This window comes from Candidatus Paceibacterota bacterium, from assembly GCA_041666545.1.
In the GTDB taxonomy this organism is placed as follows: domain Bacteria; phylum Patescibacteriota; class Minisyncoccia; order Phycocordibacterales; family JBAYGS01; genus JBAYGS01.
Window position 1 is genome coordinate 19,910 of record JBAYGS010000001.1, and the last position, 25,352, is coordinate 45,261.

24 protein-coding genes are annotated in these 25,352 nt (G+C 50.0%); 18 read left to right on the forward strand and 6 right to left on the reverse strand.

From position 1 onward, the window contains the following. Nucleotides 1–106: 106 nt before the first annotated feature. Nucleotides 107–637 carry a DUF84 family protein gene (locus WCT25_00095; GenBank protein MFA6535815.1) on the reverse strand — a complete coding sequence of 177 codons (531 nt, stop codon included), beginning with the start codon at nucleotides 635–637 and terminating at the stop codon, nucleotides 107–109. An 87-nt stretch (nucleotides 638–724) separates the two neighbouring features. Here WCT25_00095 and WCT25_00100 point away from each other — a divergent pair, with 87 nt between their 5' ends. From WCT25_00100 to WCT25_00110, 3 genes are all read left to right on the forward strand, one after another. Next, the gene (locus tag WCT25_00100; GenBank protein MFA6535816.1) at nucleotides 725–1,273 is read left to right on the forward strand and encodes a non-canonical purine NTP pyrophosphatase; all 549 of its coding nucleotides are present in this window, start codon (nucleotides 725–727) and stop codon (nucleotides 1,271–1,273) included. A gap of 102 nt (nucleotides 1,274–1,375) precedes the next feature. Beyond that, nucleotides 1,376–1,885: a hypothetical protein gene (locus tag WCT25_00105; GenBank protein MFA6535817.1), complete on the forward strand. Its 510-nt coding sequence runs from the start codon at nucleotides 1,376–1,378 to the stop codon at nucleotides 1,883–1,885. 88 nt (nucleotides 1,886–1,973) lie between these two features. Next, nucleotides 1,974–2,381, forward strand: a complete 408-nt coding sequence (locus WCT25_00110; GenBank protein MFA6535818.1) for a response regulator — start codon at nucleotides 1,974–1,976, stop codon at nucleotides 2,379–2,381. Nucleotides 2,382–2,476: 95 nt separating this feature from the next. Here the strand turns inward: WCT25_00110 and WCT25_00115 are convergent, their stop codons facing one another. Next, the gene (locus tag WCT25_00115) at nucleotides 2,477–2,968 is read right to left on the reverse strand and encodes a hypothetical protein (GenBank protein ID MFA6535819.1); all 492 of its coding nucleotides are present in this window, start codon (nucleotides 2,966–2,968) and stop codon (nucleotides 2,477–2,479) included. Between the two features lie 320 nt (nucleotides 2,969–3,288). Between WCT25_00115 and WCT25_00120 the strand changes: the two genes are divergently transcribed. The 8 genes from WCT25_00120 to WCT25_00155 all read left to right on the forward strand — a co-directional run bounded on the left by WCT25_00120 (nucleotide 3,289) and on the right by WCT25_00155 (nucleotide 9,808). Continuing rightward, nucleotides 3,289–3,960, forward strand: coding sequence for a hypothetical protein (locus tag WCT25_00120; GenBank protein MFA6535820.1), 672 nt, complete (start codon nucleotides 3,289–3,291; stop codon nucleotides 3,958–3,960). Between the two features lie 105 nt (nucleotides 3,961–4,065). Then, nucleotides 4,066–4,617: a sigma-70 family RNA polymerase sigma factor gene (locus tag WCT25_00125; protein ID MFA6535821.1), complete on the forward strand. Its 552-nt coding sequence runs from the start codon at nucleotides 4,066–4,068 to the stop codon at nucleotides 4,615–4,617. A gap of 85 nt (nucleotides 4,618–4,702) precedes the next feature. Further along, nucleotides 4,703–5,089 carry a hypothetical protein gene (locus tag WCT25_00130; protein MFA6535822.1) on the forward strand — a complete coding sequence of 129 codons (387 nt, stop codon included), beginning with the start codon at nucleotides 4,703–4,705 and terminating at the stop codon, nucleotides 5,087–5,089. A 10-nt stretch (nucleotides 5,090–5,099) separates the two neighbouring features. Further along, entirely contained in the window at nucleotides 5,100–5,591 is a 492-nt protein-coding gene (locus WCT25_00135) for a hypothetical protein (GenBank protein ID MFA6535823.1), read from the forward strand. 2 nt (nucleotides 5,592–5,593) lie between these two features. Next, entirely contained in the window at nucleotides 5,594–7,360 is a 1,767-nt protein-coding gene (locus WCT25_00140; protein ID MFA6535824.1) for an HlyD family efflux transporter periplasmic adaptor subunit, read from the forward strand. A gap of 14 nt (nucleotides 7,361–7,374) precedes the next feature. Then, nucleotides 7,375–8,079: an ABC transporter ATP-binding protein gene (locus WCT25_00145; protein ID MFA6535825.1), complete on the forward strand. Its 705-nt coding sequence runs from the start codon at nucleotides 7,375–7,377 to the stop codon at nucleotides 8,077–8,079. 2 nt (nucleotides 8,080–8,081) lie between these two features. Then, nucleotides 8,082–9,305 (forward strand): ABC transporter permease, encoded by a 1,224-nt coding sequence (locus WCT25_00150; protein ID MFA6535826.1) that lies wholly within the window; start codon nucleotides 8,082–8,084, stop codon nucleotides 9,303–9,305. 77 nt (nucleotides 9,306–9,382) lie between these two features. Further along, nucleotides 9,383–9,808, forward strand: a complete 426-nt coding sequence (locus WCT25_00155; GenBank protein MFA6535827.1) for a hypothetical protein — start codon at nucleotides 9,383–9,385, stop codon at nucleotides 9,806–9,808. 484 nt (nucleotides 9,809–10,292) lie between these two features. Here WCT25_00155 and WCT25_00160 read toward each other — a convergent pair whose 3' ends face one another. Continuing rightward, the gene (locus tag WCT25_00160) at nucleotides 10,293–10,775 is read right to left on the reverse strand and encodes a hypothetical protein (GenBank protein MFA6535828.1); all 483 of its coding nucleotides are present in this window, start codon (nucleotides 10,773–10,775) and stop codon (nucleotides 10,293–10,295) included. Between the two features lie 143 nt (nucleotides 10,776–10,918). On the opposite strand from WCT25_00160, the gene WCT25_00165 reads away from it, so the two are divergent. The 4 genes from WCT25_00165 (at nucleotide 10,919) to WCT25_00180 (ending at nucleotide 15,922) form a co-directional block, all read left to right on the forward strand. Next, a complete protein-coding gene (locus WCT25_00165; GenBank protein ID MFA6535829.1) occupies nucleotides 10,919–11,797 on the forward strand; it encodes a hypothetical protein in 879 nt (292 codons plus the stop codon). 63 nt (nucleotides 11,798–11,860) lie between these two features. Then, nucleotides 11,861–13,015, forward strand: coding sequence for a hypothetical protein (locus WCT25_00170; GenBank protein ID MFA6535830.1), 1,155 nt, complete (start codon nucleotides 11,861–11,863; stop codon nucleotides 13,013–13,015). 88 nt (nucleotides 13,016–13,103) lie between these two features. Beyond that, nucleotides 13,104–14,498 carry an adenylosuccinate synthetase gene (locus WCT25_00175; GenBank protein ID MFA6535831.1) on the forward strand — a complete coding sequence of 465 codons (1,395 nt, stop codon included), beginning with the start codon at nucleotides 13,104–13,106 and terminating at the stop codon, nucleotides 14,496–14,498. A 326-nt stretch (nucleotides 14,499–14,824) separates the two neighbouring features. Beyond that, nucleotides 14,825–15,922, forward strand: a complete 1,098-nt coding sequence (locus tag WCT25_00180; protein MFA6535832.1) for a hypothetical protein — start codon at nucleotides 14,825–14,827, stop codon at nucleotides 15,920–15,922. Between the two features lie 70 nt (nucleotides 15,923–15,992). Here WCT25_00180 and WCT25_00185 read toward each other — a convergent pair whose 3' ends face one another. Then, nucleotides 15,993–17,930 carry a hypothetical protein gene (locus WCT25_00185; GenBank protein MFA6535833.1) on the reverse strand — a complete coding sequence of 646 codons (1,938 nt, stop codon included), beginning with the start codon at nucleotides 17,928–17,930 and terminating at the stop codon, nucleotides 15,993–15,995. Between the two features lie 216 nt (nucleotides 17,931–18,146). Here WCT25_00185 and WCT25_00190 point away from each other — a divergent pair, with 216 nt between their 5' ends. Both WCT25_00190 and WCT25_00195 read left to right on the forward strand, forming a co-directional pair. Further along, on the forward strand, nucleotides 18,147–20,639 hold the full coding sequence (locus WCT25_00190) for a hypothetical protein (GenBank protein MFA6535834.1): 2,493 nt from the start codon (nucleotides 18,147–18,149) through the stop codon (nucleotides 20,637–20,639). A gap of 176 nt (nucleotides 20,640–20,815) precedes the next feature. Further along, nucleotides 20,816–22,282, forward strand: coding sequence for a hypothetical protein (locus tag WCT25_00195; GenBank protein ID MFA6535835.1), 1,467 nt, complete (start codon nucleotides 20,816–20,818; stop codon nucleotides 22,280–22,282). A gap of 63 nt (nucleotides 22,283–22,345) precedes the next feature. On the opposite strand, the gene WCT25_00200 is transcribed toward WCT25_00195, so the two are convergent. Both WCT25_00200 and WCT25_00205 read right to left on the reverse strand, forming a co-directional pair. Beyond that, a complete protein-coding gene (locus tag WCT25_00200) occupies nucleotides 22,346–23,944 on the reverse strand; it encodes a hypothetical protein (protein MFA6535836.1) in 1,599 nt (532 codons plus the stop codon). 2 nt (nucleotides 23,945–23,946) lie between these two features. Next, a complete protein-coding gene (locus WCT25_00205; GenBank protein ID MFA6535837.1) occupies nucleotides 23,947–24,225 on the reverse strand; it encodes a hypothetical protein in 279 nt (92 codons plus the stop codon). A 410-nt stretch (nucleotides 24,226–24,635) separates the two neighbouring features. Between WCT25_00205 and WCT25_00210 the strand changes: the two genes are divergently transcribed. Beyond that, nucleotides 24,636–25,322 carry an HAD family phosphatase gene (locus tag WCT25_00210; protein ID MFA6535838.1) on the forward strand — a complete coding sequence of 229 codons (687 nt, stop codon included), beginning with the start codon at nucleotides 24,636–24,638 and terminating at the stop codon, nucleotides 25,320–25,322. Nucleotides 25,323–25,352: the final 30 nt, after the last annotated feature.

Here is a 25,352-nt window from a genome sequence, read left to right on the forward strand (position 1 = left end):
TTTGACAAAAATAGTCAATGAGGCGTAATTGTTCGCGCCGAGACAAGACAAAGCAGGCAGTTAATTAAAAACTCCCCGTGAAGAGACGGGGAGTTGATGGTCGGGTTCAAAATTGAATTTGCTTCAGGACTTGGACGAGAGCTGATTCCAAAATACCCTGTCGGCTGATTTGACCTTTGGTCAAAGTGCTGTGGGGGTCATCCGGGCGGCCACCAAGCTTTTCGGCAATCACGTCTCCGACCGTGGTCGTGTTGAAGCCTCTCTGGGAGGCTATCATCACATACTCGAGAGGGAATTCCAGGCCGGTCGAAGTGCCGATAATTTGTTGGCCATCCGGCGTGATTGCCACAATGACGGCGATGTCCAAGAAGCGGATGCCTTCCTCCGACCGGCTGATTGAGTGAAGACAGAAAATTCCGTTCTCGATGCCAATTGCCAGACTGTTCGGATCGGCCTCTTGGGCTTGCCTGGCTCTGGCTAGGGCGCCTCTAAATGTCTGATTGAAGTCGAGTGGTTGTTCGTTCTGGCCAGAGTAAGTTTTGACCGGTCCTACATTGGCTACGAGGCCGAGGGCGTTGCAGGCATTGATCACGGCCGCCAATTTGAGAGTACTTAATGAGCCGACGGTAATTTTCACAAGATCCTTTGATTGGGGTTCTTTTTACACGCTAGCATAATTTATTAATTTGTCAAATCATTTTAAATAGGTATAATGCCAAGAGATATGAACCTTACATTAATTACGGGTAATTCTGGTAAGGCCGAAGAAGTCAGGCGTTACTTGGCGGTACCAATCGAACATCAAGAAATTGATTTGCCTGAAATCCAGTCCTTGGATTTGGGGGAAATTGTGAAGGATAAGGCTGAAAGAGCTTTTACCAAGCTCGGCCAGCCGGTTTTGGTTGAGGATGTCTCGCTCGTCTTCCACGCCCTCGGTCAACTTCCGGGGCCATTAATCAAGTGGTTTCTGAAAGAGCTCGACATGGAAGGTCTTTGTCGTCTAGTTGATGGCAAGAATCGCCGATGTACCGCCACGGTTTGCTACGGTCTTCATGATGGGGGAAAGGTCAGACTGTTTTCCGGTTCGATGGAGGGTTTGGTGTCCGACATTCCGCGCGGTAGCAACAGCTTCGGCTGGGCGCCAATTTTCGTTCCATTGAGTGTTCATCTGACTTATGCTGAATTATCAAACGAGCAGCAAGCGATTATCTCGATGCGCCGAAAGGCACTTAAGAAGCTCCGTGATTATTTGGTTGGAAGCCACCTGATTTAATTTAGGTGAATTGAAATCCGCCCCTTGGAGCAGACTCCAAGGGGCTTTCTTCTTGCTTTTCGGGAAAATGGTGGTAGTGTTGGGTGAGAAATGGTGAAAGTTATGACAAAAATTATTCTGATTGAAAATGACCCACAGCAGTCGGTGGCAGTCAGTAGCCGGCTCGGTGTCCACTTTGAGAATCTTGGTGGTTGTGAAGTCACCCGCCTCGAAACGGAAAAGAGTTTTGAGGAATTACTTGAGCGAGTACCTAGCGGCCCTTTCCCTTATAACCTTGTCATTTCCGGAATGATGCTGCCACTGCAGGATTATGAGGAGGCGGTGAAAAATACTCCACCTGGGACCAAGGTTGACGCACAAGCCGGGCGTGATTTCAGGCGGGCCGGAGTGCGAATGTGGCAGATCTTCCGGTCTCATCCGGAGTGGCAGAAAGTGCCGTGGATATTTTACACGATACTCGACCTGAAGACTGTGCTTACTATGGGGTTCGACCCGGACTCTGACGATTCTGCTGATTTTGTGCAGAAGTCGAAGAAGATCCGAAACCTGCTCGAGGTTGTCGACTTCTTTCTTCAGCCTTCATCGCCACCGATTCAACATATGGAATTTTAGACTAAGCAACGCACCCCGTGGTGCGTTTTTTAATACTCGGACTATTTGTTTGACTTGCCGGTTAGGCTCTGATAAAACTAAAGGCGGAATGAAGCAACTCAACGAAAGGCCAAGCGTGAAAATTCTATTGGTTGAAAGTGATCAGACTCTGGCGAAAGCGATTAAGGAGGCTCTCAAGATCCGCGGCTACACGATAGTCTGGGTCGAGGATGGGAAAAGTATCCTTCACACCTTCGGTCAGGTGCTCGGCTATTTCCGGTTGATTATCATTTGTGATTGTGGGAAGGCCATCAGTGGTCAGGGGCTCTGTCAGGAAATTCGGAAAGTGAACCGAGAATTGCCAATTATTGTCATGAATACTGATCCGACTCAAGACTTTCGTGCCGAATCGGTTTTGATCGGTCCCAATGCGATGCGCCAGGAAGTGACGCAACCCAAGCGCTTGCTCGACCTAGTAGAAGATATTGCTGGCGCCCAGATAGCCCTAGCCAATTAGCCTTTTTGTTTCAAACCAACCTGCGGGTTGGTTTTCTTTTTAATTAAAAACCGCCCGCACATTCGAGATGTGGGGGCGGGCGATTGATCCTGAGTCTAGCTCGGGAAAGTCCGGCAGCTCCATTGGCTGTAGGCCAAGGAGATGGACTCGATGAGCTGGTGGAACGCCGCCTTGATGCCGAGCACGGTGCTTTGCACCTGCTGGCCACCGAAGGGGAGCGACGGGGCAATCTTGCCGGCCGCAATCAGGTCGCGGATTGCCTGGAGGTCGTCCAGGTTTTTGCCCCGAGCCTGGATGGTCAGGCAGAAACCCATTTTTTCGGGCCGGTACTCGGCTTCAGCCGTGGCCGAGCGGTGAGTATACTTCCCGCTGTCGCGGTGCCCAGTGTCCCGGAGACAATCGTAGAGGCTGAACTCTTTCGTGACCCGGGCGATTTCAGGGGGGACTCCAAGCCGAATCACCGCTTCTGACAAGGAGATGTAGGGGGCCGTTGTTCGGTCGTGGACACAGCTGTCAAATGCCCAACCGGTTCCGGTCGGCCCGACCGTGATGTGATCTCCGTTCGCGAGGTATGCGTGTACTGTCATGGCTACTAACCTTTCTTCTGCGCGTCGCGAGTGGTCCCGCGTTCGCTTAGTGGTTTTCAGAGAACAAACAGCCCTTGGAAAAACCAAGTATCAAGCTGTAAGGTCTTTCGGAATGCTAACATATCATTGACGAAAAGTCAAGTTTTTGAGAATATCAAGGTCTCTCTTTGAAGTTGGTGGTGTCCTTTTGACATCTCTATAATTAGGTGTAGGGTTAATCTGAATCTGGCCGGCACTTACGCAAGCCAGAAAGTACAAAAGCCCTAAAGCAGGATTTTGCCTGCTCGGGTAAAAACAAACAAAAACAGAAAGGTAACCTCATGAATACAAATGAGAAACCCGGACTGGTGGCAGTTGGTGCGGTCAGTGCGGAAGAACAAGAGCAACGATCCTGGAAGGCTCGGCAGGAAGCCGACCCCCAGTTTCAGGCCTTTAAAGCCAGAGTCATGGCCAATTTGGCGGTGCCGTATTTTGACGAGAAGGTCCTGCAATTCTACATCGAGCGCCCCAATTTGATACCCGACGCCTTGCAGAGAGGCTTCGTCAATCAAATGGCCAGAGGTGGACAGGAGAAGGTTCACAAGGACCTCGAGCGCTACATTTGGAATTTTCCGACGAGTGGCGAGGCGAGTGATCCAAGAGTGAAAAAGTTAATCATCTGGTTCCTGCGCCAGTCAAAGAACCTCACCGAGCCGATTGTTCTGGATTATTCCCCCTACCATGACAGCTTCAACGAAGTGACTCTGACCTGGCCAGCCAAGGCGGCCTATTTGGCCGACTTGATGAACAGTTCGGGTGCCCCAGGCCTCTGTCTGTACTACTTCTTCAGGGTTGAAGGAATTTTTCTCCACTTTCTTTCTGCGACGCACGACAATTGTGGGGCGACCTTCTTCCTGACGAAGGAAACTTATTCTATCAAAGGCGCCAGGAAGCTGATGTGGAATGACGCGGTTCTGGGTCTGGAGCAGATTGAGGAGCCGAAAAAGGCATGAAGTTTCAAGGCGTAGCGCGTAAGCGCTACGCCGATTTTTTTGCCAGTTTCTGTCGGTAAAATCTCTGTGAGGTTTATGGGGTCAATATTTGTTATAATATAGGAAATGAGAAAGACTGACGAACAACTAGTTAATGATTATCTGGAAGGCGATGAAAAATCCCTCAGTGTTTTGGTTGACCGCTACCTTAGTGATATCTACAATCTGGCCTTTCGACTGACCAACGATTTGGGAGCGGCTGAAGATATCGCTCAGGAATCTTTCATCAAGGCTTGGAAAAATATTCGTCAATTTTCACCTAAAAAAAGTTTTCGAGGTTGGCTTTTTGCGATTGCTAGAAATACCGCGATTGATTTTTTGAGAAAGAAAAGAGATTTGGTAATTTCCAGTTTTGAGAATGAGATGGGAGAGAATTATCTTTTATCTACCGTTGCTAGTGATGCGCTTCAGTCGGACGAACTTTTGGCGCGAGCCGAAGACGAGAAATATGTGGCCGGTCTTTTGGCTAGGCTTAACCCGAAATATCGCGAAGTGTTGAAACTCCGCTACTCAAGCGATTTAACATTTGAAGAAATTGGCGAGATTTTAAAACGGCCACTCCATACCGTGAAAAGCCAATACCGGCGAGCCATTTCGGCTCTGCGCCGGGCCAGCTGAAGTTGGATAAGGAGAAATAGCGGACCGGCCGATTTTGAGGGCACTCCGAGTGCACCAAAATCGGCCGGTTTTCCGTATATTCAGTATGGCTCCAAATGATAAATTAAATCCCCCCGCCAAACTGAAGGCTGTCATTTTGAGCGAGATTGGCAAGGAAGAGCGTCGTCGCGCCAAGTTTTTTCTGTTTTCTGCCTCTGGAGGCCTATTGCTTTCTCTTTCGGGTCTAGTTTGGTCGCTTGGATATTTATCCCAAGCCGTTGAGCAGAGTGGTTTCTACAGCTACCTGTCGCTTTTGTTTTCTGACATTGATTTGGTTTTGTCTTCAGAGCGGGAGTTGGCCTTTTCACTTATCGAATCGGCTCCGGTTTCGGAGATTACAGTTTCACTCACCCTGGTGGCGACTTTGCTCCTTTCTCTACGGATTTTGGTCGCCAATTGGCAAAACGGTTTTCGACATTCATTTAGTAGTTAATTAAAAATATATGTACAAAAATTTTAACGAATTTACCAAATCCAAAGCTTTTCAAAACATTCTGACGGTGATCGCTATCGTGATTGTGGCACTTTTAATTTTTCAGGCCGGAATGCTTGTCGGTTTTCGCAAAGCAGCTTTCTCTTATCGTTTTGGCGATAATTATTATCGCGCCTTTGGCGAGCGTGGTGGACGGTCTTTTGGTATGCCCATGATGCGGGGCGGATTTTTCGAAGCCCATGGCGCCACCGGCAAAATTGTAAGTATTAAGTTGCCGACTCTTGTTGTGGCTTCCCCTGATTCCGTAGAAAAAGTTGTTCTCGTTGGGGATAATACCGAGATCAGACGATTTCGAGATGTGATCAAGGCTATCGATCTGAAGGTTGATGATGTGGTGGTAGTCGTCGGCTCACCGAATGACAGTTCTCAAATCGAAGCCAGATTAATCCGCGTTTTGCCTCCTCCGCCAGGCTCAGGTTTCGGACCGGTTAAAGCTCAATAATTATGAAAAACTCCTTCTCAAAAATAGCCACCTTCATTAAAAAGCACAAAATCTGGAGCAGTCTGATACTTATTGTGTTGGTGGTTGTCGGTATCTATACTTACCGATCTCTAACTTCAACTGTCGGAGAAACTCGCTACATCCTCGGCACGGTCGAGCGTGGCGCAATTATTTCTTCAGTCTCCGGCAGTGGCCAGGTTTCAACTTCAGATCAGATTGATATCAAACCCAAAGCTTCCGGTGATATTACTTGGGTGGGGGTTTCGGCCGGGGATACGGTCAGGGCCGGGCAAGCGCTGGCTTACATTGACGCCACTGATGCCAAGCGGGCAGTTGTCGATTCCGAACAATCGTTGGCCCAAGCTAAACTTCAGTTTCAAAAAGATTCTGCTCAAGCCCCGATTGATTACCAGAAAGCCATCGAAGGTCTTGATGACGCCAAGAAAAGTCTGGCGACGACCTTCAACGATACTTTTAATGTTGTTTCAGATGCCTACTTGGCGTTGCCGACCGTGATGACCGGCGCTCAGGGTATTATTTACGGAACCGATTTAAGTATTAATAAGACCCAGACAAACATTAGCGTTATCAACAATAGTTTTTCGTCATCAGACTCGGCTTACGAAATTATTAAACCGATTTCGGATATTGCCGAACGAGACTACACTGTTGCGAGAACCGAGTATGACCAAAGTCTGGTCAGCTACAAATTGCTGACCCGCTATTCAAACAACAGTGAGTTGGAAAAGAATTTGACCGACTCGATAAAAACTACCACCTCAATCGCCCAGGCGCTTCAAAGTCTTTTAAATTTTCTTGATGCGACGATTGATCAGACTGCGCAAAGAAGTCTGGCGACTGATTCTAAAATCACCACTATGCGCTTGAGCGCCGAGACCTATCTTTCGACTGCCAACAGTAGACTTAGTTCCTTACTTTCCCAGCAACAGGCGATTGATGCTGATAAAAGGACTATCCGTGACGATGAGCGAAGCCTGACTATTTTAAGGATCGGCAATCCGGACGGTAATAATCCGATTAGTCTACAATCAAGCGCCTACAGTTTGACTACCCAAGAAAATAATTTACGGAAACTGAGGGACGATTTGGCCAATTATGCCATTACCGCGCCTTTTGCCGGCACAGTAGCTTCCGTGAATTTGAAAAAATTTGATACGGTCGGGACCGGTACGGCGGTGGCCACATTGGTGACGAATCAGAAGATTGCGGAACTCTCGCTTAACGAAGTCGATGCGGCCAAAGTGAAAGTGGGGAATAAGGCAATTTTGACTTTTGACGCGATTGAAAATTTGACCCTAACCGGCTCGGTTGCTTCTATTGATACGGTCGGAACAGTTAGTCAGGGTGTGGTTTCGTATGTGGTGAAGATCGCCTTCGATAGTCAAAATGTTCAGATTAAATCTGGCATGACGGTGAACGCCTCGATTCAAACCGAAGTTAAGCAGGATGTGCTCGCAGTCCCGACAAGCGCAGTTAAGACTCAAAATGGTGTCAGCTATGTTCAAGTCTTTGCTACTCCGTTTACCGATGCCGGAGGTACACAAGGCGTGATTTCCAATGCGGCTCCGGAACAGATTGAAGTCGTGACAGGCATTTCCGACGACAGTAAAGTCGAAATTGTTTCCGGCCTTACCGAAGGGCAACAGATAATCACTCGCACGATTTCCGGCACGGCGACTGCGGCTAAAACTACTACGACGAGCACTAATCGCAATACCGGTTTCGGTGGTTCCGGAATCAGGCTCTAAATTTAGGCTCAAATATGATTGAAGTTAAAAACATAACTAAGACCTACGGCGAGGGCGACGCCGCATTTCAGGCGCTCGACGGAGTTTCCTTCAAGATCGAGGATGGCGAGTTTGTGGCAATTATGGGGCCGTCAGGTTCCGGCAAATCGACCTTGATGCACATCTTGGGTTGCCTCGACACGCCAACAACTGGTTCATATTTTCTCGACGGCAAGAATGTTTCGACTTTGTCTGATGAAGAGTTGGCAGACATTCGTCGTTTGAATGTTGGCTTCGTCTTCCAAGCCTTCAATTTGTTGCCACGCACGACAGTACTTCGCAATGTGATGTTGCCGCTCGTTTATGCCGGAGTCGGTGTCTCGGAAAGACAGACAAGGTCGGAGAAAGCTCTGAAGGCGGCCGGTATGACCGAATCCCACTTTCTTCACCTGAGTAATCAGCTTTCCGGTGGTCAGATCCAACGAGTCGCGATTGCCAGGGCGTTGGTCAATGATCCGACCCTGATTTTGGCCGACGAACCAACCGGCAACCTTGATACTAAAACCGGCGAGATTGTGCTCGGAACCTTTCAAAAGTTGAATCGTGACCATGGCCGAACAATTGTTTTGATTACCCACGAGCATGATGTCGCCGAACATGCCGAAAGGATTATTATGCTCCGGGACGGAAAAATTCTCTCAGATTCCAAAGCGCACACTAGGCGTCATATTAAAATTTAATTATGCAAATCAGCGACATTTTTCACGAGACTTATGCGGCACTTTCAGCGAACAAGGTTCGCTCAGGTTTAACGATTCTGGGTATTGTCATCGGTATTTCTTCGGTGATTGCCATGGTTTCGATTGGCACCGGGGCCTCGAACACGATTTCCTCATCAATTGAATCTCTGGGATCCAATTTAATTCAAGTGACGCCGGGCGCCCAACGAACTCAAGGCTTTGGAGCCAGTGCCGGCCGAGGTGGAGCCAAGACTTTGACCAGTGATGATGCCGTAGCGATTGCCAGAGAAGTTGCCGGAATTTCTGCCGTGGATTCGCAGGTTTCGGGCCGGTATCAGATTACAGCCAAAGGGACAAATACTAATACGACCGTTATCGGCGTTACCTCGAATTACCCACAAATTAGAAATGTCTCTATCGATGAAGGAGCTTTTATCTCCGATACACAGAACAGTTCAATCGCCAAGGTGGCAGTTTTGGGGCCGACGGCGAGCAACGATCTTTTTGGTGAGGGTTCAAGTGCGGTTGGTCAAATAATTCGAATTAAAGGAATGGAGTTTAAGGTTATTGGGGTAACTGTCGCGAAGGGTGGAACCGGTTTTCAAAATGAGGACGACATTATTTATATTCCGGTAAAAAGCGCTCAGAGATTTCTTTCCGGTGATAAATATTTGACCACAATTGCTGTCCAGGCCAGCGCACCAGAAGTGATGGCGCAGGTCCAGGCCGACTTAACAGCTTTGCTTTTGGCTAGGCATAATATTAGCGACGCGACCAAAGCGGACTTTAGCGTCTTGAACCAAAACGATATTCTCTCAACCGCCTCAAGCATCACTTCGACTCTGACTTATCTTCTGGCGGCGATTGGCGGAATCTCGCTTCTTGTTGGCGGGATTGGCATTATGAACATGATGCTCACGACGGTCACCGAACGCACTCGCGAGATTGGCTTGCGCAAAGCGATTGGTGCCAAGAGAAACGACATCTCAACTCAATTTTTGGTTGAGGCAGTGGCGCTTACCATTATCGGTGGGGTAATCGGGATAATTTTGGGGTGGCTGGTTTCGTATCTAGTCAGTCTCACCGGCGTGGTGCAGACTAGCGTGTCGCTCATGTCGGTTCTCTTGGCTTTCGGCGTCTCGGCCTTGACCGGAATCGTTTTCGGTTATTATCCGGCACGACGGGCGGCCAAGTTAAATCCGATTGAGGCTCTCCGGTACGAGTAGGTAGAATCAGGAATTGTGAATTGGGAATTAGGAATTAAAGAATAGGGGAATAATTTAATAAATACTTGAAAAGTAATATGAATAAAAAAATTGCATCAGGAGTTGTCGGAGCATTGGTTTTGGGAGGAATAATTTTTTATGGTGGGGTGGCCTACGGCAAGACTTTGACGCCGGCACGCGGTCAGTTTGATAATGGTCAGATGTCGGCGGGCGCGAATAATTTTCGAGGTGTCAATGGTTTGGGGAATCGGGGTGGGGGATCAGCCTTCGGTGAAGTTATTACCAAAGATTCAGCTAGCCTATCGATTAAACTTCAAGATGGCAGTACCAAGCTTATTCTGCTCGGAACCAGCACGCCGGTGAGTAAAACTTCGGCTGGCTCGCTGTCGGATATTTTGGTTGGAGTTGATGTTGGTGTAGGTGGTACGACCAATACCGACGGTAGTATTTCTGCCAAATCGATTCAGCTCTTACCCCAGCTTCCGGCGAGAGCAAAAAACTAGGCTCTAAATCGTGGGAAATTAAACGAGGATCGTTTTTATGGCCCTGTTAAGCTATTAAATCTGGCCGGCTTTTGCTAAAGCTATTTTTGCTTGACAAAAAGTGTGGGGTATGCTATACTTCTAGTACCCTGTAAATGCTCGTAACGGATTTAAGGGATAGGCCTCGGAAACCCCGGCCAAGAAAGGATATATGTTACGCCCAAAAGAGCCCGCGAAAGAGAGATCCAGTAGCGGAAGCGTTTGGGGATTATATAGGATTAATCCAACTACCATGAGGTTGTCACCGTGACCTCGGCAACAACGGCGAGCCCAGAGGAAGCAGAGCCTCCAGGGGTAGACCCCCGATCCCCGAAGCGCGCGAGTGCTTCGGGGTTTTTCTTTTCGCGAAATTTCCATGTATGGCCCTCGGTCCTCAATATTACGATATATCGTAATATTGAAAAAAGCCCCGCACTTGTCCGACAAGTGCGGGGCGGTTTGTTTTTCAAAAGAACACTTTGTGACCCGGTGACCAGGTTCGGCGAATGTTGTCTCTGACATCGACCGGTTCAATGGTCATCCCGATGTACCAGCCGTGGAAATACCACATGGCGTAGACGGCGCGCCGCGCGCCGAAACAATCATTGAAGCAAAAAATATTGCAGTAGCCATTCTCGTAGGCTCGGCAAAGCAAATCCCCGGGCTCACCATTCGGTTGCTTTAGGAGAAGATTCCACAGATCTGAAAGGGTAAGGGATGGCTCATAGCTCACGAGTTCATCATTACTCTCAAAATCAAGGAGTACCACGCTCGTTAAACCGCCGAGTGGTCGCCGGTCGACTGTTTGCTCGCCGAAGCAGTCATAAAATCTCGGGTCGGCATAGGCAATTTTGACCTGTGCTTCCGGCGAGATGTCTACTCGGAAAAGTTCACGGGCCTTAATGGCGACCTGGTGGTTGGCCGGGTTAGGTTCAGTTTCTGAGTCCATATTTTAGGCTTCCTTTCTTAATCTTTTCCAATCATAGCCTCGGTTTTCAAAAAGTCAAAGGGTCGGTTTTCTTTGTATTGACATTTAATACTTAATTTGTTATAAGGTGCATAGACCTTGAACCTTAAAAAGAAAGGAAAAAAATGCAGATTACAAGCGTCAGTGGCCGGACCTACCAGGTCGGCAAGCAGATTGGCCAAACCGAACATCACAGAATCTACGAATGTACTCTTCCGGACGGTCAGCCGGCAATTCTCAAAATTGCTCTGGAGACCTCGGACAATTCTTCGCTCGACCACGAGGCCGTGATTATTAGAATCATGACCGAAGAAGCCAAGCTTTTGGAAGCTGAATTTGCGGAGACTTCGGAAGCTAAAGAGCATCCGGAAATCCGACTGAATTACCACTTTTATTTCCCGGCCTTGATCGAAAGCTTTATTGCTGACGAGCAAGGTGGCCGGCGAATTAATGTGGTGGCTTTTCCGAATGTCGCGAAGAAATTGGTGGAGTTGGTGCCGATTTTGCACCTGACTACCCGGGATCGGATCCGAATCGATCCGAGGACGAGCGCGTGGATACTCGGCAAACTTTTGAAGATGCTGGGGTTTACGCACAATCTTAACATCGAAATCGGCAATCTGTCGGGCGATAATATCTTGATCAATCGGGAGGGTCACTTTGTGGCAGTCTTCGATTGGACCGGGGCAAAATTCGCCGACGGAGCTCTTTCGGATGGCGTGAAAGCGAAAGAGATTTCGCAAGTGACTAGGGCGGTAGTCGTGGCCTTGGGTGGCGACCCGGAAACCGGCGAGCTACTCGAAGACGCACAGTTGCCTGATGAGAAATATCGGGAACTTCTCCAGAAATTGCTTAGCGAGGGTGAAGCCTCTGCCAAGCAAGCTCACGGAGATTTTTACCGGCTCGTCTATGGGCAGTGGCCGAGAGAGTATCATCCTTTCACGGCTTACCCATTGGATGAGTTCGGGGGTTCGGAAGAAACGGTGGAAGAGGAAGAAAAGTAAAACCAAAACCAATCTCAAGCAATCCAAAAACTGCTTGGGTCAAAAAAGAAAGGCAAGAAAGTTATGGGTAAAGATAGAGGATCGACAGTTGTTTTTGAGCGGGCGGTAGCAACAATCCGATCAGCTGGTTCGGCAACCTCCAGAGGCGAACAGCGCCATCGGGAAGGCAGGGGCCTTCACAGACTGGTTGATCCGAAAGGGTTTGGCGCCGTCAGGCGCTCAATCAGCTGGCTGGAACCGAAAGGTAAGAAGTTTGTCTTGTTCCGCGGGACGGCGATGCTCGAGGAAACGCGTCTGGATACTACCGGTTCAATGGGTAGCAATGTGGAAATCGCGATGAAGGTCCTGCCCAAGACGAACAAGCTTCTGGCCGAAGTGCCCGGCGCCGTTCTTGGTCGGTATGATACCCAGATGATCACTTCCATCTTCGCTGATGTCGATGATAGCTATGTGCTCTGTCGGTCGCAAGCCGAATTCGACGAGCGCATTGCCGAGCAGATGACCTATATGGTGCCGGAGGGTCAAGGAGGCGACGATGACGAGGATCCGCAGTTTGGACTCTTCGGAGCCGCTTACCTCACTTGGTCGACGGCTGTGGAGTTGGGTCTCAGAACTTACGACTTCACGATTACCGACGCTTGTGGCCGCAATGCCAAGGAAAGGCGGCGGCCGGATCTCGACTATGACAAACTCCGAGAGGTGTTTGGTCAGGATGTCTTGGACAAAGTCCGGGAAAACGGCCACCCAATGAAGGAGGGCCAGTTGCCGAATACGCCCGAGATTGTGCGGGATCTTTTGAAGACTGCGCACGCCTTCGTGCTTCTGGTGGAGCCGGGGACATATGTTCGGGAGTATTGGCAGGAAATCTACGGTTCCGAACGGGTAGTGACCATTCCGCAGACCGAACTCTTGCCGGCTGTGAAAGCGGCGATTATCGGACTGACCGAAGGGACGCTTACTCTGCAATCGGTCGACCGGTTTCTGGTCGACAACGCGGAAATCGACACCTCGGATGCCAAGGCGATCCGACGGGCAGTTGCTCACATTCCGATCGGCGCCCAGGCGGCGCTCCCGAACTTCAAGCGGATTCCCATGAAGGGGGATCTCTTTGCGAAGAAGGGTGACCTCTGGCCGATTGGTTCGGATGTTCCAGACACGGCTGGGGCGGCTAAGCCCAAAGCTGATAAGCCTGGAAAACCCGGCGGGATGTGGCTCTGAAAAACTGGGGTGGCGACTGCTTAAGTCGCCACCCCTTTCTAAAATCAATTTCCAACTTCCACTAAATCTCCAACAAGAAAGGTAAAGGATGAAAAAGAAACAAGTCTTTACGGTGACAGATCTTGGTGGAGGCGACGGCGGTAAAGGCGGTGTTGTCCACAAGATTTGTGTTGCTAAGAAAGCGCATACCGTCATTAAAGCCGGTGGAGCGCAAGGTAGTCACGGAGTAAAAACTTCGGCTGGCCAGAGATTTAATTTCAGTCAGTTCGGTTGCGGGACTTTCGAGGGTGTTAAGACTTACCTGAGTAGTCTGATTGTAATCGAGCCACTGCGTCTACTCGCGGAAGCTGAAGAGCTCCAGTTTGAGTGGGGCATTGGGAATGTCTGGAGTTATCTTACGGTAGATGATGAAGCACTTTGTGCGACCCCGTTTCATACCATCGCTTCTCGCTTACGCGAGTTGGCGAGGAAAGATAATCCCAAAGGCACGATTGGAGTCGGGATTGGCGAGGCTAAGCTTGATTCGGAAATTCACCCCGAACTCGCTATCTACGCCAAGGACCTTAATCAGTCGAGCCTACGAGACAAACTTTGGGCCGTGAGGGAACAAAAACTTCTCGAGCTTGAAGAAATTATCGAAAATTCGGCTACTCTATGGACGGTTGATCAGGAAATGGCACAGCGAGAAATCGATTTGATTCAGGACGAGGATTTCGTTGATTGGGTTGCCGATCAGTTTCGGCTGGTCGCGAGTCGGGTGAAGATTGTTGATCGAGATTTCTTGGTTAACGAGATTCTTTCGCCGGATGGTGTGGTTGTGGTCGAGAGTTCGCATGGGGTGCTGACAGATAAGTTTTACGGCTTTCACCCCAACACCTCGCGATTAAGAACCATTCCCCAAACGATTTGGAATTTTCTCCACGATCTCGGCTACGACGGTGAGGTTGTCAGGCTCGGGGTGACTCGGGCTTATCAAATTCGCCACGGCGCCGGTGCGATGGTGACGGAGGACCAAAGCTTTGTCGAGGAACTCCTGCCGGGCAGCAGTAAAGATGAAAATCGTTGGCAGGGAAAAGTCAGAGTTGGTCCGCTTGACCTCGTAGCCTTGCGCTATGCAATCGAAGTTTGCGGTGGTCCGCAAGTTTTCCACGGTCTGGCGATCAGTTGGTTTGACCAAATCAAATTGCTTGGTCGCTGGCCGATGTGTGACCGATATCTTGGGGCTGACGATCCGAATTTCTTCGGGCCGGACGGTCAGATCAAGGTTTCGCATCAGAGTGGTGACGAGCAATTGGTCCGCCAAGCCGAGTTGAGCAGACAGTTGTCTCTCTGTCGGCCGGAAATAACCAGTTTCGATCTCAAAGGTTTCGCCGATGAGAGGGAATTGGCCGGGTTATGCTCGGAGACACTTCTTAAGGCACTTGGTGTGCCGGTCAGAATGATCTCCTTCGGACCGACGGAAGCAGATAAAGTTCTTTTGTAGAGAAAAGTTTAGCTTGAGACCGGATTTGCCAAAATCCGGTCTCTTTTAATGCTCAAAAGACAAAATTAATTTGGGCCTTGACAATTATTGTCTATTAGTATATACCTAGAAAAGACGAAGAATCGCAAGGTTCTCGATCTTTCACAACAAACCAAAGAAAGAAAGGACAGTTAAGTATGGAATCCAAAACAGAAGCTCCCGGTACTACGACCCCCGCGGCGGAGGCGAAGCCCGATTACTCGGCACTTTGGAATGAGCGGATCGGTCCGTTCGCCAATGCCGTTGGCAAGACAGTTGAGGAAGTTACGAATGCCCTGATGGGCGTGGTGGGGACGCCGAGCGAAGACGCTCTGGCTGCCCTCGGCAACAAGGATGACGCGCCGGATTCGGATATTCAAGCAGCCCTGTCGGCCCTGAAAATCCCCACGGCCATCTTCCGGCGTCACATTGCCAAGTTGCGTGGCGCCCCCCAAGTGGTGGCTTCGACGGCCAGTGCGGCTGGTCCGGCGATGCAGGCCCTGTCGGTTTTGCCTCAGGTGCCCGACGATAAATCGTTTATCGAGATGCTCAAGGTCGGCGGCGAACTCAAGATTGGTGTGGTCGAGGTTCTCTCGGCTGTGAAGGCCGGTTTTGCTCGGCGTACTGGACTCTTCGAACTTCCCGAGGCTTTGCTGGCCAAAATGGAGGAGTTCTCTGAAAATCAGTCGGAACCGTGTGGTGCCGATTTCTTCCGGCTCCAGAAGCTCATTGCCACCAAGTCGGCCGGTGATGTGTTGACGGCAATCGGTATCCCCGGAGCGTATGCGAACCAGACTCGTAAGCGGGCATTCTTTGCAAAGCTTGACGCTCATCTCTGGAAGGCCTTGCGCGGATTCAATAACCAGCTCATCGCCTGGCAGCAAAGTTATATGGCGACACTCAGTAATCCTGCCTTGTTGGTCGCGGCCATGAGCGGTGCAGTCGGCGGTGCTGGTATGGCGGCCCAGGGACTGATGGCTTTGCCTGACACGTCAGCTCTACGGGCAGGGGCGGAAGCGGTGATTGATGAAATCAACAAGGTCTTCGCTGGTCCCGGTATTCCGGTGGCGCGTGCTCTGGCGGCGGATGCGGATCGAATCCTGAAGATTCTGGAAGATCCGGCCCTGCCTGTTCAGCTCGGGGCGGCTACCAAGGAACAAATGATCAGGGACCTGCATATTACGGTCGGCGCAGATTTGGTTCGGGCCGAGCAGAGCATCACTCGCTTTGCTTTGGCGACCATGTCTCTTAAGGACGTCCAAGCTGACATTGAACTCACTTATCTGGGCGCGATGATTCAGCTTGGCGCGACCATTCCCTGGGACAAGCTCGAGACCGTGCCGGTCTCGGTTCCCGGGCGCGGGCGGTCCACGGCCGGTATCGGTCGCACCGAAGAAGAGGATTAAGTCCTCGTTTGTTGAATAAGAAGTTCTTGCAGTTGGGCGGCTCTCTACGAGAGCCGCCCTTTAAATTTGTCTAAATTTTCGGCAGGAAAACCTTTTTCAAAAACAGTTTGGTGGCGAGACGGCGGTAGCCCGAGTCCCAGAAGGTGCTGTCCGAATCGATGTCCCGAGAATTTTTAGTTTGGATTCCGCCTTGCTCCGGATAAAAGCGAGAATAGCCCTTGTGCATTAATCGATATTGTAATGAGTCGCGCTCGAGCTCTCTTAGCCAAGGTTCCTTGGCCCCATCATCAGCAGTCAGATAATTTGTTAGCAGTTTTTCATAAAGATCTTGCATTTCCTTTCGGTCGCCGCCCCAAACTCCACCAAAAAGAACATTCACGAAGGAACTGTCGCCCAAGAAATTGTCCGGGTTTTTGAAATCCCTAATTTGCACAGTTTCTCCTTTAGCTTCAAGCCAGAATTCCAATACGCCCCCTTTGATCTTGTGTGATTTTAAAATTGACTCGAGAGTTTTTTGAATTTCTCGTCTTTTCTCAAAATGAGTTTCTGGTTTAATAAAGACGGCTACGTCGATATCGGCAAAATCAGTGCCGTAACCCTTGACCTTAGAGCCGTACATAATCGAGATTGGCAGGATAGACCTCGAAAGCTCTTCGCTAGTCTCAATCGCTTTGGCAATTTCCAAAAATTCTTTGGCAGTTTCTTGATCCGCAATTTTAAATTCTGCGCCGATTCTCGGTGTCCTAAGTCCGAGAGCCTCGAGCTTTTGACTGGAGATTACCCCGGAGTCTGCCAAGTGATATAAACTGGCCTCGATCAGCTCTTTGGTTTTTTTCTCGCGATGATCAAGTAGGTCGATAATTATCGGCTCAAGCTCCGCGTAGATTTTTGGGGCAACATCCGGGCTATTCGAAATAGACTTACCAAGGAATTTACCAAGTCCTCTTATGATGGCTAGTTTGAAAGGGGTGTTTCGGGTTGTCTTCGCGACCTGATCCAAATCACCAACCGAAAGGGTTTGCTTGATTAAAGCTGAATCAATTTGAGCGGCGGCAGTCTCTATAAGCTTTCTTTCGTCACGATCCTTTTGCCAAGCGATCCTGGCCTCCGGAATTTTTCCAGCCCGATCCGCGTGTCTTTTGTTAAGTGCCTCTAAATTAGCCTCGATTTGTTTGCCAAAACTATTCAACCAGTTGGCATCTCGCCCTGTTTTCACAACTTCCTCGGTCGGTAACTGTTCGCTCTGCTCGATCATTTTCGCCAGGTTAGCAAAGTCGGGGTTGTTTGATTTGGCAAGTCGGTCAAAGGTCTTCGCTGGCAGGAATCCGAGATCGGCTAAAACCGGAATGGCATCCATCAGGCTGTCGCTTAAGGTTTCATCTTCACTATTTTCCAAAAGATCGACAACCGTATCGGCCGTCAGTAAATTTTTCTCAACTAATTTGGGTACAAAATGGGCAGCCTTGATGACACGGGGCAAAGGCTTGGATCGTAGCTCAACTTCCGGGATGTCGCCGTCGACAAAGTTGGCTCGAGTATCGGAGATTGTGAGCAGAGTTCGCCACTTTCTTAGGTAGGACTGGTTAAATTGTTTGGCGGCTCGGTCGAGCTCGGCGGACTCGGTTTTCAAATCGCTGGCTGGCAAAATTTCAAAAGGGAGATAAAGCAAAATTCGCTCGGCACCATTTTCAGTTTCGAGAAAATTTGAGAGCTCGTCATAAACTCTAGTCAAGACCTCCGGTTTGATCAGTTTTGATCTGAGGGCTTCGGCAATTTCGACATCGGCATCAGGAATTGCTTCGAAAACTTTTTCCAGGTCAGCGGTGAGTTTGAGGCGGACCTCAGCTTCGTCTCTTAGTTTCTCGTTTTGCTTAACATCGGCCGGCCAAAGCGACTCCGGACTGTCGAGGCGGAGGAGTGATTCGCCGGGTGGTGGCGTCAGAGTGATTTTGGAGGCTTCATAACTCTCTTGGCTCTGGCCCGGGGATGATTTTTCGTGGCTAAACATATGAAGGAATTTTAAGCTTTAAGGCGCTAGATTGCAAACGAATCGGGTGCTTGCCGGGTTTACGAATTCAACGAAACGAGTCGGGTTCTTGAACTTATGAAAATTTGCAAAGTCGATGTTGACATCCGTGGTAAATTAGTGTAATACGACTACAGGACGGGCTTGTTGGCCCATCTGTTCTACACAACAAACAAAGAGAAAGAAAGGAAAGTCATTATGCCTCCTGAAAGAAATCGTGATCTTGCAATCCCGCACGGTCATTTTGTGATGGTTTTTGATCGAACCAATGGCAATGTCAACACCATTGCTGGGCCCAACAAGATGAGCCTGGCAGGTGACCAAGTCGCAGTGACTTGGGACGGCGTCAAGATGAAGGAGCATGAATCGTCATTCGATTTGGCGGTTCAAAGAAATGTGACGGCTCGGCAAGGCGAGTATGTGATGCTCCAGAATCCGGGGAAAGTCAAAGACAAATGCTTCCCGGAAAGTGGTCGAAATAGTCCACCACCGGATCTTGAAATGGGTGATGTGGTCATCTACAACGGGCCAGTGTCGTTCGCTCTCTGGTGGCAACAAAACGCCACCGTCATTCCGGGTCACAAGTTGCGTTCCAATCAGTTCTTGACTCTGGAAGTGACGAATCAAAAGCAGTCCGGGGAAAATTGGGGCAAGGCCGTCGTCCAGAAAGTTGGAGGTGGAGATCCGGTGAAAAAGAAATCTTCACTTGAACTTGATCCTGATAAATTCACCATGGGCCAGAGGATTGTCATCTGTGGCACCGACGCCTCATTCTTCATTCCGCCCACGGGTATGCGTGTCGTGCCGGATGAAAAAACCGGTGAATTCGTCCGCGAAGCGGTCACGCTGGAAAGTCTCCAGTATTGTGTTCTGCTTGGCGAAGACGGTGTGAAGCGATTCGTTCCCGGTCCGGCGGTGGTCTTTCCGACCGCCACCGAAACCTTTGTGGAAACGGATGGTTCGCGGGTCTCGAAGGCGATTGAGCTCAATTCCTTGAGCGGGATTTATGTCAAAGTAATCTCGGACTACAAGGAAAAGGGAGGGGAAGAAGCGGGCAAGGAGGCGGTTGTCCAAGCCGGGACGGAACTTTTCATTACCGGCAAACAACAGGCTATTTACTTCCCGCGTCCGGAGCACGCCATCATTACCTACGACAAAAATAATATCCACTACGCAGTGGCTGTTCCGGAAGGTGAAGGTCGGTATGTTCTCAACCGTGAGACGGGCGAGGTGGCCTTGGTCAAGGGACCAAAGATGCTTCTCCTTGATCCGCGCAAAGAGGTCTTCATCAAGCGACCCTTGCCGAAGAAGTTGGTGGAGCTGTGGTTCCCCGGGAATACCGAGGCCCTGCGGATCAACGCCGAGTTGGAAACCGAGAGGTTGACCAGTTCGAAAATCTTCGTGGAGGAAAGTTCTCGTTTTCGTTCGGCGGGCGCCTTTGCCCGTGGGGCGGATTATGGAGAACTGAATGTGCCAATTGGCGCCGATGAAATTCAACGCAGGTCGACTCACACTACCCCACGGACTATTACCTTGGACACCAAGTACCAGGGGGCAGTTTCGATTGGGGTTTGGGCCGGTTACGCGACTGAAGTCGTGGCCAAGAATGGCAAGCGACGCGTGGTAAAAGGGCCGCAGACAGTCCTCCTCGAATACAACGAAGAGCTGACGCGGTTGTCGCTCTCCACGGGCAAGCCCAAAAATACCGACAGGCTTCAGGAGACGGTTTACCTGAAGATTGCCGGCAACCAGGTCTCCGATGTTGTCACGGTTGAAACCAAAGACGGCATGGGAATCGAGGTGAAGGTGAGCTACCAGGTGGAGTTTATCGGCAACGGAGACAAATGGTTCGTGGTCGACAACTACGTGAAATTGGTGACGGATCACTTGCGGTCAATCCTGCGCGGTGTCGCCAGGCAATACGCCGTGAGTGAATTCATCGGCAATTCGACGGTGATCATTCGGGATGCGGTTCTTGGCAAGCGGCCGGAAACCGGTCCTCGCCCGGGATGTGGCTTTCCGCAGATTGACGCTCGCGTCTATGACGTGGAAGTTCTCCTGGTCAAGCCGACCGACCCCGAAGTGGCCAGGCTCATTGCTGATGCGCAAAAGTCGATTATCACGCAGACGCTTGATCTGACCAAGCGCGAACAGGGGTTCGTGGTCGCCAAGCGGATTGAGGAGATCACTCGACAGACCACCAAAGAGAAGCTTGAGACGGCCAAGGGCGAGCACGAGAAAGACATGATGCTCGAAGGTCAGCGGTTGGCCCAAGCGCTCGAGAGGCAAAAAGTTGTCCTCGAAGTTGAGAGGGCGGCCCAAGAGGCCAACCTCAAAATTCAGGACATCCTGGCCAAAATCAGCGCAGCCGTCTTGGCTCGTGATAAGGCCAACGCCGACCAGAAGCAGGCAATCGATACCGAGATCCAGAAGTTGGAGATCGAGAAACTGCAAGCGGAAACTTCGGCCCTCAAGGACAGGCTCATTGCTATCCCGGAGAAATTCGTGGCGGCCATCGAAGCCTCGAACGATCGGGATGCCTTGGTCAAGATGGCCGAGGAGCTCGGTCTCGCGGCCTACCTGAGAAAGCAAAGCGTTGGAGCGACGATCCAGTCACTCCTCGAAGGGACGCCGCTCGCGAAAACGTTCGAGAAGCTCGGTACGGCGGTTCGCGGTCGCTCGGAGTCGTAAATTGTTTGTTGCAAATTGTTAGTCAACGGGTCGTCTTCGGACGGCCCGTTTTTAATTGGCTAAAAGTTGTTAACCTGTGGCGCCAATTCGGCATCTTGACATTTTTAACTAGAAGTGTATTTTAGTAGATAGGTAGCTCCTTTAAATCATTTAACCAACAAAGAGAAAGGCAGAAAATGAGCATCAGTACGGCAAGATTGGGCAGAGTCTCGGGCGCCAGAGTCGAATACCAACTGGAAGATCTGGAAGGTGCCGATTTGGCAAAAATCATCAGAATCCTGTTCAACTGTCAACCCAAAAGCCCGGTCGAGACCAGAGCTCTCGAAAAGCTCGACACCTTTATCGTCGATTTTGAATCGGGCGAGGCGGTTTTCCATCGGGTGAAAAGTCGGCCACAGTTTGGTGAATTTGTGCTTGAGCGCATGTTCGCCTACGCTGACACGCAAGACAAATTGCGTCGGCTGATGGATTTGTCGCCGAATTTTTCTCCCACGCTTGAGAAGATCGTCGATTTTCTTACGACCAGTGCCAGGACGCTCAAAAATTGGTGCCAGTTGCTGTTGTTGTGCGCGCGTTTGCACCCGAACTCGGCAGTTCAAGAGAAGATCGAGAACGGCATTATGAGTCAGGCAAACACTTTTGCAGACTGGGAGCAGGTGTGTGCAGTCGCCAAACGACAGGGTTGCAGGCGACTGCTTGTGCACGCTCTCAAAGAGCAAAAGCAGGCGGCGAACAGTTTGGCCGACCTGGTCAAAGTTTTTGACCAGGTCACTGAAGCCGATGACGACGAAGCGGAAAAGGCAGTCTTGGACAAGGTTGCGACAGTCGACGCTCCTCTCGAGGAGTGGATGGATGTGGTCCGTGACAGTGATCAAGACGAGCGGCTGCAAAAAGTGGCCGTGAGTCGGGCACTTACGCTCTGCAGTACGAGCATGCACGCGGTTGAAATTCTGGAGAAGGCGCTTGAGATCGATGTCGATTTCGCGCGCGACATTCTTCCGGAGGCTCTTAGGAAAATCAGCGACTTGGGTCATCTGGCCCGGGTTTATATTCAGGAGTTCAACTCTCAAAACCAGGAGCTCATCCTGGCCGCGGTGAAGGGTATTACGCCGACCATTCAGGAGTGTCTGGATTATCTCGAGAACGGTGATCCGCAACACGGCGAGAATCGAGGCGAACTCGACGAGGCGGTCTTCGAGATCGTTCTCTCGGCGATCGCAAGTCAAGCCGAGTCCCTCAAGCTCTACAAGGTTGTCGCTCAAAGCGGGTACTTGTCGGATGATGGGTATCAGAAGAGGGTGCTCGAGAAATTCAAGCAGTTTGGCGGAGTGAACGATGAGTTGCTCCAAGAGATCTCCTCGGGCCGGTGGAATGCTGAGGATCATCCCGAGCTCATCACGCTGGTCTTCACGAGCCTGATCGAGGTGGCCGGAAGTTTTACGGCAAAGGTTCGGGTCTATCTCAAATACTGTGATATTCGAGGAACGCACTGGACTGACGATGTTGCCATGGGACTTCGAGCGGCGGTTGTGAAAAGTGCGACTCAGGGAGAGCTCCAACTCCTGGCGATCTTCAGTGGCAGAAATTCGTCGAGTTGGGAAGAAGCTCTGTTTGACGAATGCCTCCGTTCTCTCGAAGGTTAATTGGTGAAAGGCAAGGCCCGCACGTTCCGTGCGGGCCTTTTTAAATTCTTCTTGCAGTCTCTATTATTGGGTCGGTCCATAACTGCCACCTTGATAACCTTCCGGCGGCGCGCCGTACTGGCTTTTCATTTTCTCAATTTCATCATCGGTCGGTGACCAATCATTCGGAAAGCCGTTACCGGGTGCATAGCCTTGAGGAATTTCGCCGGCTCCAGCCCCACTTGGGATTTGATCCTTGATCTGCTCCATAATTTTAGCCTGAATCTGATTTTGCATGCATGTGGAAATGGTGGCTTGGACTTCGTCGGTGTTGACACTGCCTTGGCTAAACTTGGCCTCATAGTTGTCGCCGTAGGATTGCTTCAGACATTTTTCGGCCATGGCGTTGATGTCGCCAAGATCAACCCCTGGTGGTAGTTGGTCGGTCATACCCTGGAACTGGGCTTTCATTTGGTTTTCGATTTTGCCACCGACCGAAGTCTTCATACAAGTGCTGATTGTTGTTTGAATTGTGTCCGGATCGATTTCGCCAGCCTTGATTTTATCGAAGGCATCGGCGCCAAGTTTTCCGGTGATACAGGGTTTGGCCTCCTCGGGAATCTGACTCATTTTTTCTTCGGCAAATTTTTGCATTGCGCTAAAGCAACCCTGAATCGCTTTGCCGGCGGTTGGTCCCGGGACAAAACTACCGGATTCGATACTGGCATAATTGTCCTCGCCAAGATTTTCTTTGAGACAGCTAATGACTTCTGGAGTGGCGAACTTCAGGCCAGTTCGCATTTTGGCCATGCCGTCTTTGGCCTCCTTCAGTTTGTCGGCGGGAATTAAATCATGTTGCTCGGCATAAGTGAAGCAAGCTTCGGAATTGGCCGGTTCATTGCAGTACGCTTCACAGCTATCCTTTGATCTGCAACCGCCCGGACCCACTCCGCCAGTCTTTTTGTAGAGCGCGGCGTCTTCCGGTGAGACCAGACCATTTTTCTCGGCGAAACTGAAACACTCATCGGTGTGAGTGACATCCTTGCAATAATTTTCGCAAGAATCTTTGCTTGTGCATTTGCCCGGGGTCTCGCCATTCGCAACTAGCGGAGCAAATTTTTTCGCCTCAGCCAATTCTTCACCGGTTAGAAATCCGGCCTTCTCGGCAAAGCCGAGGCATTCTTCAAGGTGAGAGGAGATTTGGCAGTAGCTTTCACAGGTATTCTTATCTTTACAGCCACCCGGTAGGGAAGTTCCGTTTTTAAGGGCAAGGGCAACTTTTTGTGCTTGAGCCAAGTCTTCGCCACTCATTAATCCGTTCTTTTCGGCGAAGTTTAGACATTCGTCGAGGTGACTGGTGCCATCGCAGTAGCTTTTACAAGTGGCTTGATCTTTACAGCCACCCGGGCCTTCGCCCATCGCACCGAATTTGCGAGCCTGCTCGGCCTCTTGGGCGCCCAGTAGGCCATGCTTTTCGGCGAAATTGACACAGGCCACGATATTGGCCTTGTTGTCACAGAAGGTTTTACAGCTAGCCTCGGTTTTGCAACCCCCGAGGTCAGCAACCGGGAAGGTGATTGGTGATGGGTTTGCGGATGGAGTTTGGCCGTGGACCACAATCGCGCCAGAAATGAAAAAGGCAAAAGTCAAAATAACCGAAGACAAAATTTTTTCTTTATTCATAATTATTTTGACCCGAATGGGTTCTGGTAAACGCTAGTAAATGGATTGACCTCAGCCGTTTTGAACGGATTGGTCTCCGGAGCAATCTTGGCTGCCACATCGGAGGATCCAGTGATGGTGTTGGCAACAGTGCCGCCGAGTGAACTGCTCTCCGAGCTCACCGGGGCGTTAGCCGCTCCTTTGCCCCAGACGAAGTAGGCGATGATTGCCAAAACTATGACAACGATTAGAATCGCCACTCCCGTCTTGCCGGCATTGGTTGCGGCAAATTTATTTTTCATACGAAAAATTAATAAAATTAGCTGATAACTTGAGTTAATTGTATTCCTTATTTAGCTCGAGGCAAGCCGGTTGTGCAACTAAATTTTTTTGATAGGTTTTGTTTGATTGCGAAAGTTGGCTCTTTGGATTAAACTTGGCCAAGACGATCTTCCGCCGGTCTTCGGGGTTTACCTCCTTTACCCGAATTCTGGCTGTCCGGGCCGGCGCGTTTGATTCTTTTCGCGCCGGCCCTTTTACATATTAAAATTTAGAAAACTGGTGCGGGTCGTGGGTAGCTTGCCGGTAGCTTGAAGGTAGCCTGATTTATCGTTTCACCCCCCTCTCTACACTAACTTCTCCGTACGGAAAAGTTAGTGTAGGGGGTGAAGCTTGGACGAGGGGCGGAGGGATTTTGTGGTAGAATTCGGATATGAAAAAAGTCGCCATTTTTGATATCGACGGCACGATTTTTCGCTCGAGTCTTTTGATTGAACTTACCGAAGAGTTGGTAAATCAGAATATTTTTCCGGCTGGCGCTCGGAGGATTTACGAATCGGTCCAAACCAACTGGCTTAACCGAGCCGGAGACTATGATGACTATATAATGAAGGTTATCGAGGCGTTCATGAGGCATCTCAAGGGTGTTTCGTATCGCGATTTCGACCGAATCTCCAAAGAAGTAATTGCTCGGCACCAAAATCGGACTTATCGCTACACTAGAGACCTGATTAAGCAACTCAAAAAGAAAGGCTACTTTCTTCTGGCCATTTCTCAGTCGCCCAAAACAATTCTCGACAAGTTTTGCTCGAAATTGGGTTTTGATAAAGTTTATGGCCGAATTTACGAGCTTGGCCCGACAGATTGCTTTAATGGCAAGGTTGTCGATGAGCATCTGATTCAAAACAAGGCTACGATTTTGAGACGCGCGGTCGAACGCAACGGTCTGACCCTCAAGGATTCGGTCGGAGTCGGTGACACTGACGGGGATATTCCATTCTTAGAATTGGTGGCCAAGCCAATTTGCTTTAATCCCAACTCGGGACTCTTTAAACAGGCCAAGCGACTTGGTTGGAAAATTGTGATTGAGAGAAAGGATGTTGTGTATGAAGTCCAATAATCAATAACCAAGAGACAATAGCCAAGGGCG

Coding starts and splice junctions, on each gene's coding strand:
- WCT25_00105 (MFA6535817.1), top strand. CDS start 1,376: ATGACAAAAATTATTCTGATTGAAAATGACCCACAGCAGTCGGTGGCA.
- WCT25_00195 (MFA6535835.1), top strand. CDS start 20,816: ATGAGCATCAGTACGGCAAGATTGGGCAGAGTCTCGGGCGCCAGAGTC.
- WCT25_00190 (MFA6535834.1), top strand. CDS start 18,147: ATGCCTCCTGAAAGAAATCGTGATCTTGCAATCCCGCACGGTCATTTT.
- WCT25_00160 (MFA6535828.1), bottom strand. CDS start 10,775: ATGGACTCAGAAACTGAACCTAACCCGGCCAACCACCAGGTCGCCATT.
- WCT25_00115 (MFA6535819.1), bottom strand. CDS start 2,968: ATGACAGTACACGCATACCTCGCGAACGGAGATCACATCACGGTCGGG.
- WCT25_00205 (MFA6535837.1), bottom strand. CDS start 24,225: ATGAAAAATAAATTTGCCGCAACCAATGCCGGCAAGACGGGAGTGGCG.
- WCT25_00185 (MFA6535833.1), bottom strand. CDS start 17,930: ATGTTTAGCCACGAAAAATCATCCCCGGGCCAGAGCCAAGAGAGTTAT.
- WCT25_00145 (MFA6535825.1), top strand. CDS start 7,375: ATGATTGAAGTTAAAAACATAACTAAGACCTACGGCGAGGGCGACGCC.
- WCT25_00110 (MFA6535818.1), top strand. CDS start 1,974: ATGAAGCAACTCAACGAAAGGCCAAGCGTGAAAATTCTATTGGTTGAA.
- WCT25_00175 (MFA6535831.1), top strand. CDS start 13,104: ATGAAAAAGAAACAAGTCTTTACGGTGACAGATCTTGGTGGAGGCGAC.
- WCT25_00210 (MFA6535838.1), top strand. CDS start 24,636: ATGAAAAAAGTCGCCATTTTTGATATCGACGGCACGATTTTTCGCTCG.
- WCT25_00170 (MFA6535830.1), top strand. CDS start 11,861: ATGGGTAAAGATAGAGGATCGACAGTTGTTTTTGAGCGGGCGGTAGCA.
- WCT25_00165 (MFA6535829.1), top strand. CDS start 10,919: ATGCAGATTACAAGCGTCAGTGGCCGGACCTACCAGGTCGGCAAGCAG.
- WCT25_00125 (MFA6535821.1), top strand. CDS start 4,066: ATGAGAAAGACTGACGAACAACTAGTTAATGATTATCTGGAAGGCGAT.
- WCT25_00200 (MFA6535836.1), bottom strand. CDS start 23,944: ATGAATAAAGAAAAAATTTTGTCTTCGGTTATTTTGACTTTTGCCTTT.
- WCT25_00120 (MFA6535820.1), top strand. CDS start 3,289: ATGAATACAAATGAGAAACCCGGACTGGTGGCAGTTGGTGCGGTCAGT.
- WCT25_00155 (MFA6535827.1), top strand. CDS start 9,383: ATGAATAAAAAAATTGCATCAGGAGTTGTCGGAGCATTGGTTTTGGGA.
- WCT25_00130 (MFA6535822.1), top strand. CDS start 4,703: ATGGCTCCAAATGATAAATTAAATCCCCCCGCCAAACTGAAGGCTGTC.
- WCT25_00135 (MFA6535823.1), top strand. CDS start 5,100: ATGTACAAAAATTTTAACGAATTTACCAAATCCAAAGCTTTTCAAAAC.
- WCT25_00150 (MFA6535826.1), top strand. CDS start 8,082: ATGCAAATCAGCGACATTTTTCACGAGACTTATGCGGCACTTTCAGCG.
- WCT25_00140 (MFA6535824.1), top strand. CDS start 5,594: ATGAAAAACTCCTTCTCAAAAATAGCCACCTTCATTAAAAAGCACAAA.
- WCT25_00100 (MFA6535816.1), top strand. CDS start 725: ATGAACCTTACATTAATTACGGGTAATTCTGGTAAGGCCGAAGAAGTC.